The sequence below is a fragment of the Variovorax sp. BGA-UO-ETr-C22 genome (assembly GCF_059567965.1).
The window spans coordinates 519,790-534,912 of sequence record NZ_JCAQPA010000010.1 but is presented as its reverse complement, the minus strand read 5'-3'; the positions used below and the strand labels follow the sequence as shown (position 1 = coordinate 534,912).

Genomic DNA, 15,123 nt, shown 5'->3' with positions numbered 1-15,123 from the left:
TTCAATTCTTCGCAAAAGGCGCTAGGCCTGCGCCTACAGCGTGCCGTAGCTGTGCAGCCCGCTCAGGAACATGTTCACGCCCAGGAAGGCGAAGGTGGTCACGGCCAGGCCGGCCAGCGCCCACCAGGCGGCCACGGTGCCACGCAGGCCCTTCACGAGGCGCATGTGCAGCCAGGCCGCGTAGTTGAGCCAGACGATCAGCGCCCAGGTTTCCTTCGGGTCCCAGCTCCAGTAGCCGCCCCAGGCATCGGCCGCCCACAGGGCGCCGAGCACGGTCGCGATGGTGAAGAAGGCAAAGCCGACGGTGATCGACTTGTACATGACGTCGTCGAGCACCTCGTTGGCCGGCAGGCGCGCCGCGATGCGCTTGCGGCCCAGCAGGATGCCCGCGGCGATCAGCGCCGAGATGCCCGCGTAGATCACCCAGTAGCTGCCGCCGGCTTCCTGCACGCGCTGGCGGAAGGCCACCGGCACGAAGCACAGCGCCACGCCCAGCAGCCAGATCGGCGTGAGCTTGTACCAGCGGGTCTCGCTCGCCTGTTCCTTGATGAGGTAGGCGAAGGCCACCATGGCCGCGAGCGCGAAGGTGCCGTAGCCGATGAAGTTGGCGGGCACGTGCAGCTTCATCCACCAGCTCTGCAGCGCGGGCACCAGCGGCTGGATCTCGTGCGCCTCGCGCACGATCGTGTACCAGAGCAGGAAGCCGACCGCCGCGCTGACCACCAGCATCACGAAGGCGCCCAGTGCGCGCGTGTTGTAGCGCTCTTCGAAGTACAGGTAGAACGCCGCCGTCAGCCAGCAGAACAGCACGAACACTTCGTACAGGTTGCTCACCGGGATGTGGCCGATGTCCGGGCCGAGCTGGTGGCTTTCGTACCAGCGCACCATGGTGCCGATCAGCGCCATGGTCACGGCCGCCCAGGCCAGGCGGGAGCCGATCAGGTCGAAGGTGTCGGCCTGTTGCTTGCCGGCGGCGAAGCCGATCCAGTAGAACAGCGTGCTCATGAAGAACAGCACGCTCATCCAAAGGATGGCCGACTGGCTCGACAGGAAATACTTGAGCCAGAACACCGAATCGGCGCGCGCCAGGTCGCCCTGGTAGGAGCTGATGGCCAGCAGCGAGGCCGCGGCCACCACCAGCGCGAGTACCCGCAACGGGCGCCAGAACCAGCAGATGCCGATGACCGAAATCAGCGCGGCCACGAGGATCGGCTTTTCGTAGCTGTCCATCGAGCCGGCGTGGCGCATGAAGGCGAACGCGCCGCCGGCCAGCACCAGCGCCGCGAACACCCAGTCGAACAGGTTGCGGCGGGAGAGCCAGCTTTCGTGGAGCGTGAGGGTCGTGGTGTTCATGGTGACGCCGGTTCTTCTTTCTTCAGGGCGAGCAACCTGTGCTTCAGGTGCTCGAATTCGCGATCGCTGTCCAGGGTCTTGCGGTTGACCGAGAACGCCATCGTGGCGACCGTTTCGCGGCCGTCGTTGTCTCCAGAGGCGCCGCCGCCGGGTGTCAGCCACACCCACAGGCGGCGCTCGCGCACGTACAGCATGGCAAAAATACCGACGATCAGCAACAGACACCCCAGATAGACGATGTTCTTGCCAGGGGCGCGTGCCACCTGGAACACGCTGGCCTGCACCTGGGTGAAGTCGGTCATCATCATCGCGACCGGCGCCGGGTAGAAGTGCGCGTCGCTCAGGGCCAGCACGGCCTGCGTCAGGTAGCCCTGCGATTTTTCGTCGTTCGGCAGTGCGGCCAGGCCGGCGCCCTCGCGGCTCAAGTTGAGCACCTCGAACAGCACGTCGTTGAGGATGCGCACCAGCACCGTGCCGGCGCGCTCGCGCTCGGCCTCGGGCACGTTGGCTTCCATGAATTCGGCAATCGCCTGCCAGCCGCCCTGCGACGCGGCGTCGGCCTTGGCGCGCTCGGCGCCCGAGAACAGCGCCAGCGCACGGGCGGCCGACACGCGCAGCTGCTCGGCCATTTCGGGGCGCTTCGGGTCGGTCGCCTTGGCGATGTAGCGCTGGATGGCGCGCTCGCGCGTGGCAGCGTCGCCCAGCGCGGTGCGCATGCGCACGAAGCCGTCCATCGAGCCCTGCTCGTCGGCCGGCACGCGCAGGTAGCGGAACGGCTCCTCGGGCTTCTCGCGCATGCCCAGCAGGAACACCGGCTGGCCGTCGCCGGCGTCGACCGGCACCATGTAGTTCTGGTACTCGCGCGCCTGGCCGGCCGCGTCACGCAGCTTGTAGCCGATGCTGGGGCCGATGTTGCGCAGCACCTTGGGCTTGTTGGTCTTGTTGGCGGCGCCCAGGCGCGACTCGATGCCGTGGCGCAGGTCGACCTTGCGCACGTCGGCACCGCTGCCCATCGCACCGCCGTCGGCGAAGTTCTCGACGTTGATCACGCGCAGCGCGGCGTACTCGAGCGTGAGCTTGTCGGTGCCGTTGGTGATCTCGGTGCTCGGGCCGCCGATGATGCCCTCGACCTCGAAGGGCTTGGCCGCCGCCGCCATCGGCACCGCCTTGAGCTTCACCGTGGAGCCGCCGTCGTCGAAGCTCGACTGGTAGATCTCCACGCCCTTGTAGCTGGCCGGGTGGTTCACCTCGATGCGCGCCGGCACCTGCTCACCGCTCTCGCGGTCGTGCAGCACCACCTCGCTGGCGAACAGCTTGGGCATGCCGGTCGAGTAGTAGTCGACGATGAACTTCTTCAGCTCGATGGTGAACGGCAGCTCCTGCAGCAGCACGCCATCGGCCTGGTTCAGGATGGCCACGTTGCCCCGCCCGCCTTCGGGCACGAGGATGTTGCCGCGGAAGGTCGGGTTGGCGGCCGACAGGCGGTGCTCGGGCGCCACGTCGGCGATCATGCCGCCGCCCGTGAACACGCTCTTGCCGTTGAACCAGGTCTGGGCGCGCACCACCAGGTCGCCGTCGAGCAGGCCGCCGATGCAGACCAGCACGATGGCGCTGTGGGCCGCGATGTAGCCCAGCTTGTGGGCACCGCCGGCGCGCGCCGCGACCATCCAGCCGGCCGAGGCCTTGCCGTCGGCGCTGGCGTTGCGCTGCTGCAGCTTGACCTTCCAGCCGCCGCTCACCAGCAGCTGGCCGATGCGGTTGGCCGCCATGTCGGGCGTTTCCGCCAGCCGGTTCTCGGCGCGCTGACCGAAGGCCTTGAGGCTCTGGGCGCGGATGTCTTCCTTGAAGGTGCGCAGGTCGATCAGGATGCGCGGCGTGTTGCGCGCGACGCACAGCGACGTGCTGATCACCAGGAACAGCAGGATCAGCAGGAACCACCAGGCGCTGTAGACCGAGTCGAGCCGTGCCGTGCGGAACAGCTCGGCCCAGAAGGGCCCGAACTGGTTGATGTAGTTGTTGATCGGCTCATGCTGCTTGAGCACGGTGCCGATGATCGAGGCGATGCAGATGACCGTGAGCAGCGCGATCGCGAAGCGCATCGACGACAGCAGTTCCACCGCGGCGCGAAGCAGCTGCGGGCCGCGATGCACGCGAAGGCCATGGGTGGAAACGGTCATCGGGAGGGAACCAGGAAAGAGGAAAAAAACAAAAGGGCGGGCCATCCTCCTGGATCGGCCCGCCCTTTGTTTGGGATTTTTATCGGCGGTTAGTTCACGCTGGACAGCGCGACGGCGGAAATCAGCGCAGGCCGGCGATGTAGTCGGCGACAGCCTTGATTTCGCGGTCGTTGAGCTTGGCGGCCACGCCGTTCATGGGCGAGCTGTTCAGGCGGACGTTGTCGCGGAAGGCCACGAGCTGGGTCACGGTGTAGTCGGCGTGCTGGCCGCCCAGGCGCGGGTACTGGGCCGGGAGGCCGGCACCGTTCGGGCTGTGGCAGCCGGCGCAGGCCGGGATCTGGCGATCGCCGATGCCGCCGCGGTAGATCTTCTCGCCGAGGGCGACCGTGTCCTTCTCCTTCGAGAAGCCCGGCTTGATCTTCTTGGAGCCGACGAACCAGGCGATGTTGCGCATGTCTTCTTCGGACAGCGCCGACGCCAGCGGCTTCATGATGGCGCTCTTGCGCTTGCCGGACTTGAAGTCCTGCAGCTGCTTGAGGATGTATTCGGGGTGTTGTTGCGCCAGCTTGGGGTTGGCTGCGATGGCCGAGTTGCCGTCCGCGTTGTGGCACGAAGCGCAGCTTTGGCTGTTGGCCGGCGTCGCATTGAACAGCGTGTCGCCCTTGGCGGGATCGGGCTTGGCCGGCTTGGCGGCTGCCGCTGCGGGGGCAGCTGCATGCTCATCGACTGCAAAACTCGCGCTGGCTGCGACGCCCATGAGGGCTGCAAGCAGAATATTGGCAAACAACTTCATATCGGGGGCTTCGAATTTATGGCGCAAAACCCCGCGATTCTACAATGGCGCCCCGTTCCGAAAGCCCATTGATGACCTCCCCGCGCGCCAAGTCCGCCGCTTATCCTCCCCGCGCGGCCCCTGCCGTGGACCCGCAGGTCGCTGAACGCGAGCGCGTGGCCCTCGGCTGGCTGCACACCGCCCACTTCCTGACCAGCGCTCCGCAACTCGAGCACCTGCCCCCGGTCGACCTGCCCGAGATCGCCTTCGTCGGCCGTTCGAACGCCGGCAAATCGACCGCCATCAACACCCTGACGCAGCAGACGCGCCTGGCCTTCGCCTCGAAGACGCCCGGCCGCACGCAGCACATCAACCTGTTCGGCATCGGCAAGCAGAAGGTCGACGACGCCGTGCTGGCCGACCTGCCCGGCTACGGTTACGCGGCCGTGCCGAAGGAAGCCAAGCTGCGCTGGCAGCGCGTGATGGGCAACTACCTCATGACGCGCGAAAGTCTGCGCGGGGTTGTCCTGATGTGCGATCCGCGCCACGGCATGACCGAGCTCGACGAGATCCTGCTCGACGTGATCCGTCCGCGCGTCGAGCAAGGCCTGAAATTCCTGGTGCTGCTGACCAAGTCCGACAAGCTCACCCGCACCGAAGCCGCCAAGGTGCTGTCGATTACGCGACTGAACGCCGGCGGCGGCGAGGTCAAACTGTTCTCGGCCCTGAAGAAGCAAGGGGTCGGCGAAGCGGCCGAACTGCTGTGGCGCTGGGTGCACCCCGACGACGCCGCGCCAGCGCCCGCGCCGCCACCGGCCGACGACGCCTGATGCGCTAGAGGAACCGGCTGCATCGAGCGCCTCGCCTGCGAAGTTCACTATCAAAACAATAGCGACAGTCAACCCAAGGAGACACGAAGCATGATCGAGACCTTCCAACGCAGCCTGCCCAACGGCACCACCCTGAGTTGCCGCGCCGCCGGCAAGCCGGGCCAGCCGCTGATGGTGTTCCTGCACGGCTTTCCCGAAGCCGCGTTCATCTGGGACGAACTGCTCGCCTACTTCTCGGACCCGGCCCACGGCGGCTACCGCTGCGTGGCGCCGAACCTGCGCGGCTTCGAGAAGTCCAGCGCGCCCACGGAAGTGGCCGACTACAAGGCCCACCTGCTGATCCAGGACATCCAGCAGCTCGTGGCCACCGAGAGCGCCGACGGCACCATGGCCGCGCTGGTGGCTCACGACTGGGGCGGCGCCTTCGCCTGGGGCTACGCCAACGCCTTCCCGCAGCAGGTCGGCAAGCTGGTCATCATCAATTCGCCGCACCCGGGCACGTTCACGCGCGAGCTACGCAACAACCCGGCGCAGCAGCAGGCCAGCGCCTACATGCACTTCCTGGCGCGCCCCGACGCCGAAGCCCTGCTCGCGGCCGACGACTTCAAGCGCATGTGGCCCTTCTTCCTGCTGATGAAGGCTGGCCCGGACGGTTTCGGCTGGCTCACCGAGGAAGTGAAGCAGCAGTACCGCGAAGTCTGGAGCGCGGGCCTCACGGGCGCCTGCAACCTGTACCGCGTGACGCCGATGAAGCCGCCGCTGCCGGGCCAGTCCATCGACAGCATTCCGGTGCTGCCGCGCGAACGCCTCACGGTGACCATGCCGACCTTCGTGTTCTGGGCGCTCGACGACGCGGCGCTGCTGCCAGGCCTGCTCGAAGGGCTGGAAGAGTACGTGCCGAAGCTCGAGGTCAAGAAGGTGCCGAACGCCACCCACTGGATCGTGCACGAGCAGCCGCAGCTGGTCGCGCGCGAGATCGAGGGCTTCCTCCAGCGCGCTCAGTAAATGGGAGGCTCGCCCTCGGGGCGGGTCTTGAAGCGCCGATGCACCCAGTAGTACTGGGACGGCATCGTGTCGATGTAGCCCTGCAGGCGCTCGTTCATGAGCGCCGTGTCGGCCTCGACGTCGTCGGTCGGGAAGTTCTGCCACGCCGGCAGCACCTGGATCTCGTAGCCACCGGGCGTGAGCTTGGCCACCACCGGCACCACCTTGGCCTTGCCCAGCCGCGCGAAGCGCGAGAGCGAGGGCACGGTGGCCGCCTGCACGCCGTAGAAGGGCACGAAGATGGTCTGGTCGCGCCCGAAGTCCATATCGGGCAGCAGGTACAGCAAACCGCCCTTGCGCAGCCCCGAGAGGATGGGCTTGATGCCGTCCACCCGGTTGAGCGCCGCCACGTCGCCGAAGCGCGTGCGGCCTTCGCGGATCCAGGCGTCGACCATCGGGTCGCGCTGGGTCGTGTAGATCGTGGCCGACGGGCGCGCCGTGTGCATGGTGAGCGCGGTGGCCGCGGCGTCCAGGCCGTAGAAGTGCGGCGCGAACAGGATCATCGGCGCGTCGCCCTCGGCGATCTCGCGGATCTCCGAGGCAGAACCGACGATCTTCAGCCGGCTCTTCACCACCTTTTCGGGCGCATGCCAGAGCCAGCTGCGGTCCAGCCACGACTGCGCGACGAAGACGAAGGTCTCGCGTGCGATGGCGCGGCGCTCGGCCTCCGATTTCCCGGGGAAGCACAGGGCCAGGTTCCGGTCGACCACGCGCCGCCGCGGCACGGCGATGGTGTGCAGCAGGCGGCCGAGGACCCTGCTGAAACCGCGCACGAGCGGCAGGGGCAGCGGGGCCAGCACCCGCATGAAGCCGATACCGAGTCGGGAGCTCAGGCTCATGGCGCAGCCCCTCCTGCGGCGTTGGCCACCACGGCGGGTTCGCCGCGCGGCTCCTTGTAGCGTGCGTAGTCCCACACGTACTGGCCGGGCAGGCTGTGGATCAGGCGGCCGATGCCGTCGTTCATGGCGGCGGCGGCGTCCTCGATGGAGGCCTCGGGGTCGGTGAGCGCAGTGCCGACGATCGGCTCGAAGCGGATCACGTAGCCCGCGCCGCGCGGCAGGCGCTCGCACACGCTGAGGAAGCAGGCGGCGCCGGTCTGTTGGGCCAAACGGGGAAGCAGGGTCATGGTGTAGGCGGGGCGGCCGAGGAAAGGCGCCCACACGCCCTGCCCCAGCGGCGGCACCTGATCGGGCAGGATGCCGGTGTAGCCGCCGCTGCGCAGCGTGCGGATCAGGCCGCGCACGCCGGTGTTGTTGGTCGGCAGGGTCTGCAGGCCGGGCCGGTCGCGCGAGCCCGCGGCGATCAGGTCGGCCATCCATTTCTTGCGCGCCGGACGGAACAGCGCGGTGATCGGCCCGAAGTCCGCGAGAAAGCGCTCGCCGATGGCCTGGCCGCACATCTCCCAGCTGCCCAGGTGCGGCGCCACGAGGATCACGCCCTTTTTCGCGCGCATCGCGGCCTCGAAGGCCTCGACGCCTTCCCAGCGCACCACGCGCGTCAGCACGCTCTCGCCCTGCGGGCGCAGCCACAGCCAGGGCAGCTCGGACGCCATGTGGCCGGCGGCGGCGATGGCGGGACGGTACTGCGCGGGCGAGAAGCCGGCGCTCTCGGCGTTGGCCTTGAAGCGGCGGCGGTAATCCGGCGCGCACCACCAGACCAGCCATCCCAGCAAGGCGCCGAGCCGATGCATCAACGGCATCGGCACGCGGGCAAGCAGGCGGAACAGGGTGATCATTGAACGGGGAGGGGGAGAGAGTCAGGGAGGGTCAAAAGGCGGACGCGCGCGCATGGTATTGCGCGGCTCGAATAGAATGCAAATTGTCGCCGAGTTACGGAACAACTTGCAGGGCGACACCCACAAGCGCGAATGCGATTGTGTCCCGTCGATTCATCGACATCTGCTAAAGCGTTCGCCAGGGCTCCGCAGAGTTGGCAACGCGCCAATTGAACTTCAAGGAGTGACCACAGTGGCGAACGACTTTCTCTTTACCTCCGAATCGGTCTCCGAGGGCCATCCCGACAAGGTCGCGGACCAGATCTCGGACGCGATCCTCGACGCGATCTTCGAACAAGACCCCCGCAGCCGCGTCGCCGCCGAAACGCTGACCAACACCGGCCTCGTGGTGCTTGCCGGCGAGATCACGACCAACGCGCACGTCGACTACATCCAGGTCGCGCGCGACACCATCAAGCGCATCGGCTACGACAACACCGAGTACGGCATCGACTACAAGGGTTGCGCCGTGATGGTCTGCTACGACAAGCAGTCCAACGACATCGCCCAGGGCGTGGACCACGCCTCGGACGACCACCTGAACACCGGCGCCGGCGACCAGGGCCTGATGTTCGGCTACGCCTGCGACGAGACGCCCGAGCTGATGCCCGCGCCGATCTACTACGCGCACCGCCTCGTGGAGCGCCAGGCCCAGCTGCGCAAGGACGGCCGCCTGCCCTTCCTGCGTCCCGACGCCAAGAGCCAGGTCACGATGCGCTACGTGGACGGCAAGCCCCACAGCATCGACACCGTGGTGCTCTCCACGCAGCACAGCCCCGACCAGAGCGAAACGCCGACCAAGATGAAGGCCTCGTTCAACGAAGCCATCATCGAAGAGATCATCAAGCCCGTGCTGCCCAAGGAATGGCTGCAGAACACGCGCTACCTGATCAACCCGACCGGCCGCTTCGTCATCGGCGGCCCGCAGGGCGATTGCGGCCTCACCGGCCGCAAGATCATCGTCGACACCTACGGCGGCGCCTGCCCGCACGGCGGCGGCGCGTTCTCGGGCAAGGACCCGTCGAAGGTCGACCGCTCGGCCGCCTACGCCGCGCGCTACGTGGCCAAGAACATCGTGGCCGCCGGCCTGGCGCGCCAGTGCCAGATCCAGGTGGCGTACGCCATCGGCGTGGCGCAGCCGATGAACATCACGGTCTACACCGAAGGCACCGGCGTGATCCCCGACGAGAAGATCGCCGAACTCGTGCGCGAGCACTTCGACCTGCGCCCGAAGGGCATCATCCAGATGCTCGACCTGCTGCGCCCGATCTACCAGAAGACCGCCGCCTACGGCCACTTCGGCCGCGAAGAGCCCGAGTTCACCTGGGAAGCCACGACGCAAGCGGCCGCACTGCGCGCTGCGGCCGGCCTCAAGTAAGCACTGCGACTACCGGGCCTCAAGGCCCGCCGTCCCCTCGGGGCGGCGGGCCTTTTCCTTTCATGGCGCGTTCGCTCAGAAGCGGTACGCGCCGCTCAGACCCACCGTCCAGTTGCGCCCCGGCGCGGGCTCGTAGAAGCGCGCATTGCCTTCGTTGACGATGACCGAGCCCATATAGCGCCGGTCGAACAGGTTGTCGACGCGCGCGAAGGCGTTGAAGTCCCAGCGCTCCCACCTCTTCAGATAGCCGGCGTACAGCGCCGCCACGGCGTAGCCGTGCGCGCTCGCGGTGTTCAGGTCGTTGGCCTGGATGCGGCTCAGCGCGCGCATCTCGACACCGGCGCGCCAGCCCTCGGGCGGCACCCAGCCGAGCGAGGCGAACAGCGACTGCCGCGCGATGCCCGGGATGCGGTTGCCCGCGTTCACGGCATTGCCACCCGCGCAGGGCGACGGCGAGCAGAACGCATCGCGGTAGGTCGCGTCCAGCCAGGTGTAGGCGACCTGCGTGCGCCAGTGGTCGGCCGTTTCGTGCTGCCAGCCCAGCTCGAAGCCGTTGCGCCGCGTGCGCCCCGCGTTCTGGAAGGTGGCGCGGCCGCCGCTGTTGGTGGCGGTGACGATCTCGTCGCGCGTGCGGGTGTGGAACAGCGCCGCCGTCAGCAGGCCGCCGCCCAGCCGGGCCTTCGCGCCCACCTCGAGGCTGTCGTTCACCGACGGCCGCAGCCCGAAGTTGAGCCCGCTCGCGCCGCCCGGGCGGTACGACAGTTCGTTGAGCGTCGGCGTTTCGAAGCCCCGGCCGACCGAGCCGTACACCGCGAGATCGGGCGTGGCCTGGTAGCGCAGCGAGGCCACGGGCAGGGTCTTGCTGTAGCTCGCGCTGCCGCTGTCGTTGCGGTTGGCACCGGCTATGTACAGGTCGTGCGAATCGAAGTGCACGCGGCTGCGGCGCACGCCGGCCTCGAGCGTCCAGCGCTCCGCGAAACGCCAGGCGGCCTGCGCATACGGATCGAGATTCCAGACCTCGTTGCGCTCGTTGCGGCGCAGCCGCCCCTGCACGCCCAGCAGGGGCGCGGCCACCGGGCCCTGGTAGTTCTCGTAGCCGCGGCGGCGCTCGCGCAGGCTGTCGTAGCCCAGGCCTGCCACGAGGTCGAAGGGCCGGTCGGCCAGCTGCAGCGCGGCGGTCCAGCGCAGGTCGACGCCGCCGTACTGGCGCGTGAGGTCGATCACGCCGCCCGCATGCAGCGGGCTCTGCTGCGCCGATGGCGGGATCGACTGGAACTGCACGGTCTTGCGTTCGCCGCCATAGACCATGAACTGCAGCGCCTGCTCGGCATTCAGGCGCCGCTCGTAGCGCAGGCCGACCTGCGTCTGCTCGACCGTCTTGCGCGTGTCGTACTGCAGCGCGAGCGGCGCCTTGCGCGGTGCCTGCGCGACCTGTTCGGCCGTCAGGCCCAGCGGGTCCTGCGCCTCGATGCGCACGCTGTTGAACACCAGCGTGAGCTTGTCGCCGTTGTCCAGCGCGATGCCCAGCTTACCGTTCGCGATGTTGCGCCGCGCGGCGCTCTGCTCGCGCCAGCCGTCGGTGCGAAAGTGGCTCGCGCCGAGCAGGTAGTCGACCGCGCCCTGCGAACCGCTGAGTTGCAGCGACTGGCGCCAGCTGCCGAAGCTGCCGCCCGCCAGCGAGTACGACAGGCGCGGCGCGCCCTCCCCCGAGGCCGTGAACGCCTGCACCACGCCGCCCGACGAATTGCCGTACAGCGCCGAGAACGGCCCGCGCAGCACTTCGACGCGGTCGACCGAGCCGATGTCGATGTTCGAGGTCTGCCCCTGCCCGTCGGGCAAGGTGGCCGGAATGCCGTCGACGTACAGGCGCACGCCGCGCACGCCGAAGGTCGAGCGCGCGCCGAAGCCGCGCACCGACAGCTGCAGGTCCTGCGCGTAGTTCATGCGGTTCTGCACCTGCAGGCCGGGCACGGCGCCCAGGCTCTCGGACAGGTTGACCTGCATCCGGCTGTCGCGCATCTCGTCGCCATCGACGCGGTCGACCGAGCCGGGCACGAGAAACGGAGACAGCGTGCCGCGCGGCGTCGAAACGGTGACATCGCGCAGCGTGCCAGCCGGCGACGTGGCGGGCTGCTGGCCGTGCACGGCCAGCGGAGCGCCCAGGATCAGCAGGCGAAGCGGGTAGGAGAGTGCGGCATTCATCGGCACCGATTCTGCGTCGGTGCCCTGCCCCTTTCGCCTAGCGCGAACCCGTGCGCGGCGACCGGCGCCAGCCGTACCAGGCGCACACGAGCACCGGAATGCCCAGGCCCACCCAGGCCACCATGTCGCCGAGGCCGCCGTCGCTGAACAGCGCGGTGATGAGGCCGACCGTGGTCATCACGCCCAGCGCGATGGGCCAGCCCCACATGCGCCAGAAGGACTGGTGCGGTGCCTTGTGGTGCGTCGTCATGCCTGCACCTTCATGGCCGGTGCCGGGTCGGGCTGCGGGCCCGATACCGTGGCGGGCGCCGCAGTCGTCGTGGTCGTCCGGGCCGGTACGGTGTTGCCGCGCTTGAGCCACAGGTACAGACCGCTGCCCAGCACGATGATGGTCGCGATGTCGAGCAGCGCCCACAGGATCTGCATCGGCATGCCGCCGTAGTCGCCGAAGTGCAGCGGCTGCGACACCAGCAGGCCCGTGAGGTACCACGGCATCTTCGGCGCCGCCGTGACCTCCGCCGTCTTGGCGTCGACCAGCACCGGCTGCAGCAGCTTCGAGGTGAAGGGCTCGTTGCCGCGCAGGAAGAAGGTCGTGTGGTGCGGGCTCGAGAACGAGGTGCCCGGGAAGGCGATGAACGACAGCTTCATGCCGGGCGCCTTCTGCATCGCGCCTTCCATCGAGCGCTGCAGCGAGCCGCGCTCGGCCACCGGCACCACCGGCTCGTTCTTGTAGGGCGCGAGCAGCGTGCTGAGCTGGTCGTACTGCCAGTACTTGATGATCAGGTCGGCCCAGGTGTTGATCATGCCGGTCGAGCCCACCACGAACAGCCACACCAGCGTGACGATGCCCAGCAGGTTGTGCAGGTCGAGCCACTTCAGGCGCGGGCGCTTCTCGCGCCGCACGGTACCGAAGTCGAGCTTGCGCATGAACGGCGAATACAGCACCACGCCCGAGACGATGGCCACCAGCAGCAGCAGCCCCATGAAGCCCAGGAACAGCTTGCCCGGCAGCCCGGCGAACAGGTCGACGTGCAGCTTGAACATGATGTACATGAAGCCCTGGCTGAACTCCGGCTGCGCCAGCACGACGCCGGTGCGCGCATCGACCGCCACCGACTTGAAGTCTTCGGTGGGCTCGGGCGTGGGCGTGAGCGTGACGAACCACAGGCCGTCGTCGTCCTCGGGCTGCGAGACGAACTGCACCACGCGGTCGGGGTGCTTGGCGCGGCCGATCTCGACCACCTTGTCCAGGCTGATGCGCGGCGTGTTCGCCGGCATCTTCGGCGCCTCGACCTCGGTGCCCAGCAGGTGGCCGATCTCGTGGTGGAAGATCAGCGGCAGGCCGGTGATGCACAGCAGCAGCATGAACACCGTGCAGACAAGGCTGCTCCACTTGTGCACCCAGGCCCAGGTCTTGATCTTTCGGCTGTCCATGTCGTCGTGCGTCGTTGGGTGGGGAAAAGGCTAGAAGCGGTAGGTGGCGCTCGCCACGATGTTGCGTCGCGCACCGTACCAGCAGTCACCGCGCGACAGGCAGGTGCTGAAGTACACCTTGTCCGTCACGTTGTTGATGTTGAGCGCATAGCGCCACTGGGCCGTATCGTAAGCAAACACCAGGTCGGCCAGTGCCACGCCGGGAATGCGCGGGCCGGTGCCGAACTGGGTGTCGCGGAACGAACTCATCACGCGCACGCCGGCGCCGGCCGAGAAGCCGCTCATGCCGGCCACCGAGAACCTGTACTTGGCCCAGAAGCTGGCCTGGTGCTTGGGCAGGCCTTCGATCTGCGCGTCGGCGTCGGTGTAGTTGTAGTGGGCGATCAGGTCGAGGTTGGCGCCCACCGAGCCCTTGGCTTCCAGCTCCACGCCCTTCGTCTTGGTGAGGCCGCGTTGCGAGAACACCTTCGGCTGCTCTTCGACGATCTGGTTCTTCTCGCGCAGGTCGTACACGGCGGCGCTGAAGGCCATGGCGCGGTTCTTCGGCTCGTACTTCAGGCCCACTTCCCACTGCTCGCCGCGCAGCGGCGAGAAGATGCGGCCTTCGCGCGGCGACTGCGGCGTGAACGACTCGCTGTAGCTCAGGTACGGCGACCAGCCCGAAGGATGGGCGTACATCACGCCCAGGCGCTTGGTGGTGGCGCTGCTCTTTTGCTCGTCGCTGCCGGCGGCGCTGGACACGGCGCGGTCGTGGCGCAGGCCGGCCACGAAGATCCAGTTGTCGAGCTTGATCTGGTCCTGCAGGTACAGGCCGGTCTGGCGCTGGCGGGTGCGCGGACGCGCCACACGCTCGGGCTCGTCCACGTGGCCGTACACCGGCGCATAGAGGTCGATGGTGTCGACGGTGGTGCCGCCCCAGACGTTCTCGCGCTGGCGCGCGAAGTCCGCGCCCACGAGCAGCGTGTGCTTGAGCACGCCGGTCTGGAAGTGGCCCTCGACGTGGTTGTCCAGCGTCTGCGTGCGGTTGCGGGTCAGCTGGCTGTCGAAGTAGCGGGGGAACACGCGCTTGAAGATCGGGTCGGTCGACCAGCTGTCGAAGCCGCTGAACGCGCCGCCGTAGTGGTAGCGGTTGTCGTTCTCGTTCTTCGCGTAGCGGAAGTTCTGGCGCACGGTCCAGCTGTCGTTGAACTTGTGCTCGAACTGCCAGCCGAAGGTCTGGCGCTCGCTGTTGTAGTAGTCGCCGGCCTCGCCGATGAAGCGGCTGGCCGGTACGCGGCCGTTCGGGTTCGGCAGCAAGGTGCCTTCCCACGGCAGGAACTGCGAGCTGCTGCCGCTCTTGTCTTTTTGCCACAGCCCCTGCAACGTGAGCGAGGTCGCCGCGTTGGGCCGCCAGGTGAGCGAGGGCGCGATCACGCTGCGGTCGTCGGGCACGTTGTCCACCTGCGAGTCGGACTTGCGCTGCAGCGCGATCAGTCGGTACGACAGCGAGCCGTCGGCGTTCAGCGGGCCGGTCAGGTCGGCCTGCACCTGCTTGCGGCCGAAGCTGCCGAACTGCACGCCCACCTCGCGCTGGGCCTCCTGCAGCGGCCGCTTGCTGACCATGTTGACCACGCCCGCCGCGGTGCCCGCGCCGAACAGCATGCCCGAGGGGCCGCGCAGCACTTCGAGACGCTCCAGCGTGTAGGGCTCGGTGCGCGTGGTGCTGGTGTAGTAGCCGTAGGCCTGGCGCAGGCCATCGAGGTAGATGTCGGGGTAGGCGCCGCGCACGCGGATCGAGTCGGTGCGCGAGTCGACGCCGTAGGCGTCGGAGCGCACGCCCGCCGCGTAATTGAGGGCGTCCTGCAGGTTGTTGGCGCCCTGGTCGACCATCTGGTCGCGCGTGATCACGGTGACGGACTGCGGCGTTTCCGACAGCGGCGTGTCGGTCTTGGTGGCGGTGACGGCGTTCTTCGCGCGGTAGCCGATCACGGGCGAGGTGGCGGTCTCGGCTTCGGCGTTCGCATCGACGCGCACTTCGGGCAGCGAGCCCGTGCCGCCCGTTTGCGCCAGAACGTGCTGCTGCGCGTAGATCGCCAGACAGCCCACCAGCACCGAAGCGGCCCTGCGCCGCGCCCTCATTCTTGCCATGTTTTTATTGCTCATTGAACACTATTGATAAC

General features: G+C 68.0%; 12 protein-coding genes. 3 read left to right on the top strand and 9 right to left on the bottom strand.

The window, feature by feature from the left end; genetic code table 11:
- Positions 1–33: 33 nt before the first annotated feature.
- The 3 genes from ccsB to AC57B8_RS15875 form a co-directional block, all read right to left on the bottom strand.
- Positions 34–1,353: a c-type cytochrome biogenesis protein CcsB gene (gene ccsB, locus AC57B8_RS15885; RefSeq protein WP_496480101.1), complete on the bottom strand. Its 1,320-nt coding sequence runs from the start codon at positions 1,351–1,353 to the stop codon at positions 34–36.
- A complete protein-coding gene (locus AC57B8_RS15880; protein WP_496480100.1) occupies positions 1,350–3,530 on the bottom strand; it encodes a cytochrome c biogenesis protein ResB in 2,181 nt (726 codons plus the stop codon). Before AC57B8_RS15880 ends, ccsB begins: the two co-directional genes overlap by 4 nt.
- A 121-nt stretch (positions 3,531–3,651) precedes the next feature.
- On the bottom strand, positions 3,652–4,323 hold the full coding sequence (locus AC57B8_RS15875; RefSeq protein WP_496480099.1) for a c-type cytochrome: 672 nt from the start codon (positions 4,321–4,323) through the stop codon (positions 3,652–3,654).
- A gap of 71 nt (positions 4,324–4,394) precedes the next feature.
- Between AC57B8_RS15875 and yihA the strand changes: the two genes are divergently transcribed.
- On the top strand, positions 4,395–5,132 hold the full coding sequence (gene yihA / locus AC57B8_RS15870) for a ribosome biogenesis GTP-binding protein YihA/YsxC (protein WP_307584259.1): 738 nt from the start codon (positions 4,395–4,397) through the stop codon (positions 5,130–5,132).
- Positions 5,133–5,222: 90 nt separating this feature from the next.
- Positions 5,223–6,137 carry an alpha/beta fold hydrolase gene (locus tag AC57B8_RS15865; protein WP_496480098.1) on the top strand — a complete coding sequence of 305 codons (915 nt, stop codon included), beginning with the start codon at positions 5,223–5,225 and terminating at the stop codon, positions 6,135–6,137.
- Here AC57B8_RS15865 and AC57B8_RS15860 read toward each other — a convergent pair.
- Together AC57B8_RS15860 and AC57B8_RS15855 are read right to left on the bottom strand one after the other, a co-directional pair.
- Positions 6,131–7,015, bottom strand: coding sequence for an LpxL/LpxP family acyltransferase (locus AC57B8_RS15860; RefSeq protein WP_496480097.1), 885 nt, complete (start codon positions 7,013–7,015; stop codon positions 6,131–6,133). The genes AC57B8_RS15865 and AC57B8_RS15860 overlap by 7 nt on opposite strands.
- Positions 7,012–7,911, bottom strand: a complete 900-nt coding sequence (locus AC57B8_RS15855; protein ID WP_095948316.1) for a lysophospholipid acyltransferase family protein — start codon at positions 7,909–7,911, stop codon at positions 7,012–7,014. Before AC57B8_RS15855 ends, AC57B8_RS15860 begins: the two co-directional genes overlap by 4 nt.
- 232 nt (positions 7,912–8,143) lie before the next feature.
- On the opposite strand from AC57B8_RS15855, the gene metK reads away from it, so the two are divergent.
- Positions 8,144–9,328 carry a methionine adenosyltransferase gene (gene metK, locus AC57B8_RS15850; RefSeq protein WP_062471813.1) on the top strand — a complete coding sequence of 395 codons (1,185 nt, stop codon included), beginning with the start codon at positions 8,144–8,146 and terminating at the stop codon, positions 9,326–9,328.
- A 75-nt stretch (positions 9,329–9,403) separates the two neighbouring features.
- Here metK and AC57B8_RS15845 read toward each other — a convergent pair whose 3' ends face one another.
- Genes AC57B8_RS15845 through AC57B8_RS15830 form a run of 4 tightly spaced genes read right to left on the bottom strand, consistent with a single transcriptional unit; the run spans position 9,404 to position 15,091 of the window.
- Positions 9,404–11,530 (bottom strand): TonB-dependent receptor domain-containing protein, encoded by a 2,127-nt coding sequence (locus tag AC57B8_RS15845; protein WP_496480096.1) that lies wholly within the window; start codon positions 11,528–11,530, stop codon positions 9,404–9,406.
- A gap of 37 nt (positions 11,531–11,567) precedes the next feature.
- Positions 11,568–11,780, bottom strand: a complete 213-nt coding sequence (locus AC57B8_RS15840) for a hypothetical protein (protein WP_070059960.1) — start codon at positions 11,778–11,780, stop codon at positions 11,568–11,570.
- On the bottom strand, positions 11,777–12,964 hold the full coding sequence (locus AC57B8_RS15835; RefSeq protein WP_492728418.1) for a PepSY domain-containing protein: 1,188 nt from the start codon (positions 12,962–12,964) through the stop codon (positions 11,777–11,779). Before AC57B8_RS15835 ends, AC57B8_RS15840 begins: the two co-directional genes overlap by 4 nt.
- A gap of 30 nt (positions 12,965–12,994) precedes the next feature.
- Complete coding sequence (locus tag AC57B8_RS15830) at positions 12,995–15,091, bottom strand: TonB-dependent siderophore receptor (RefSeq protein ID WP_496480095.1); 2,097 nt, start codon at positions 15,089–15,091, stop codon at positions 12,995–12,997.
- Positions 15,092–15,123: the final 32 nt, after the last annotated feature.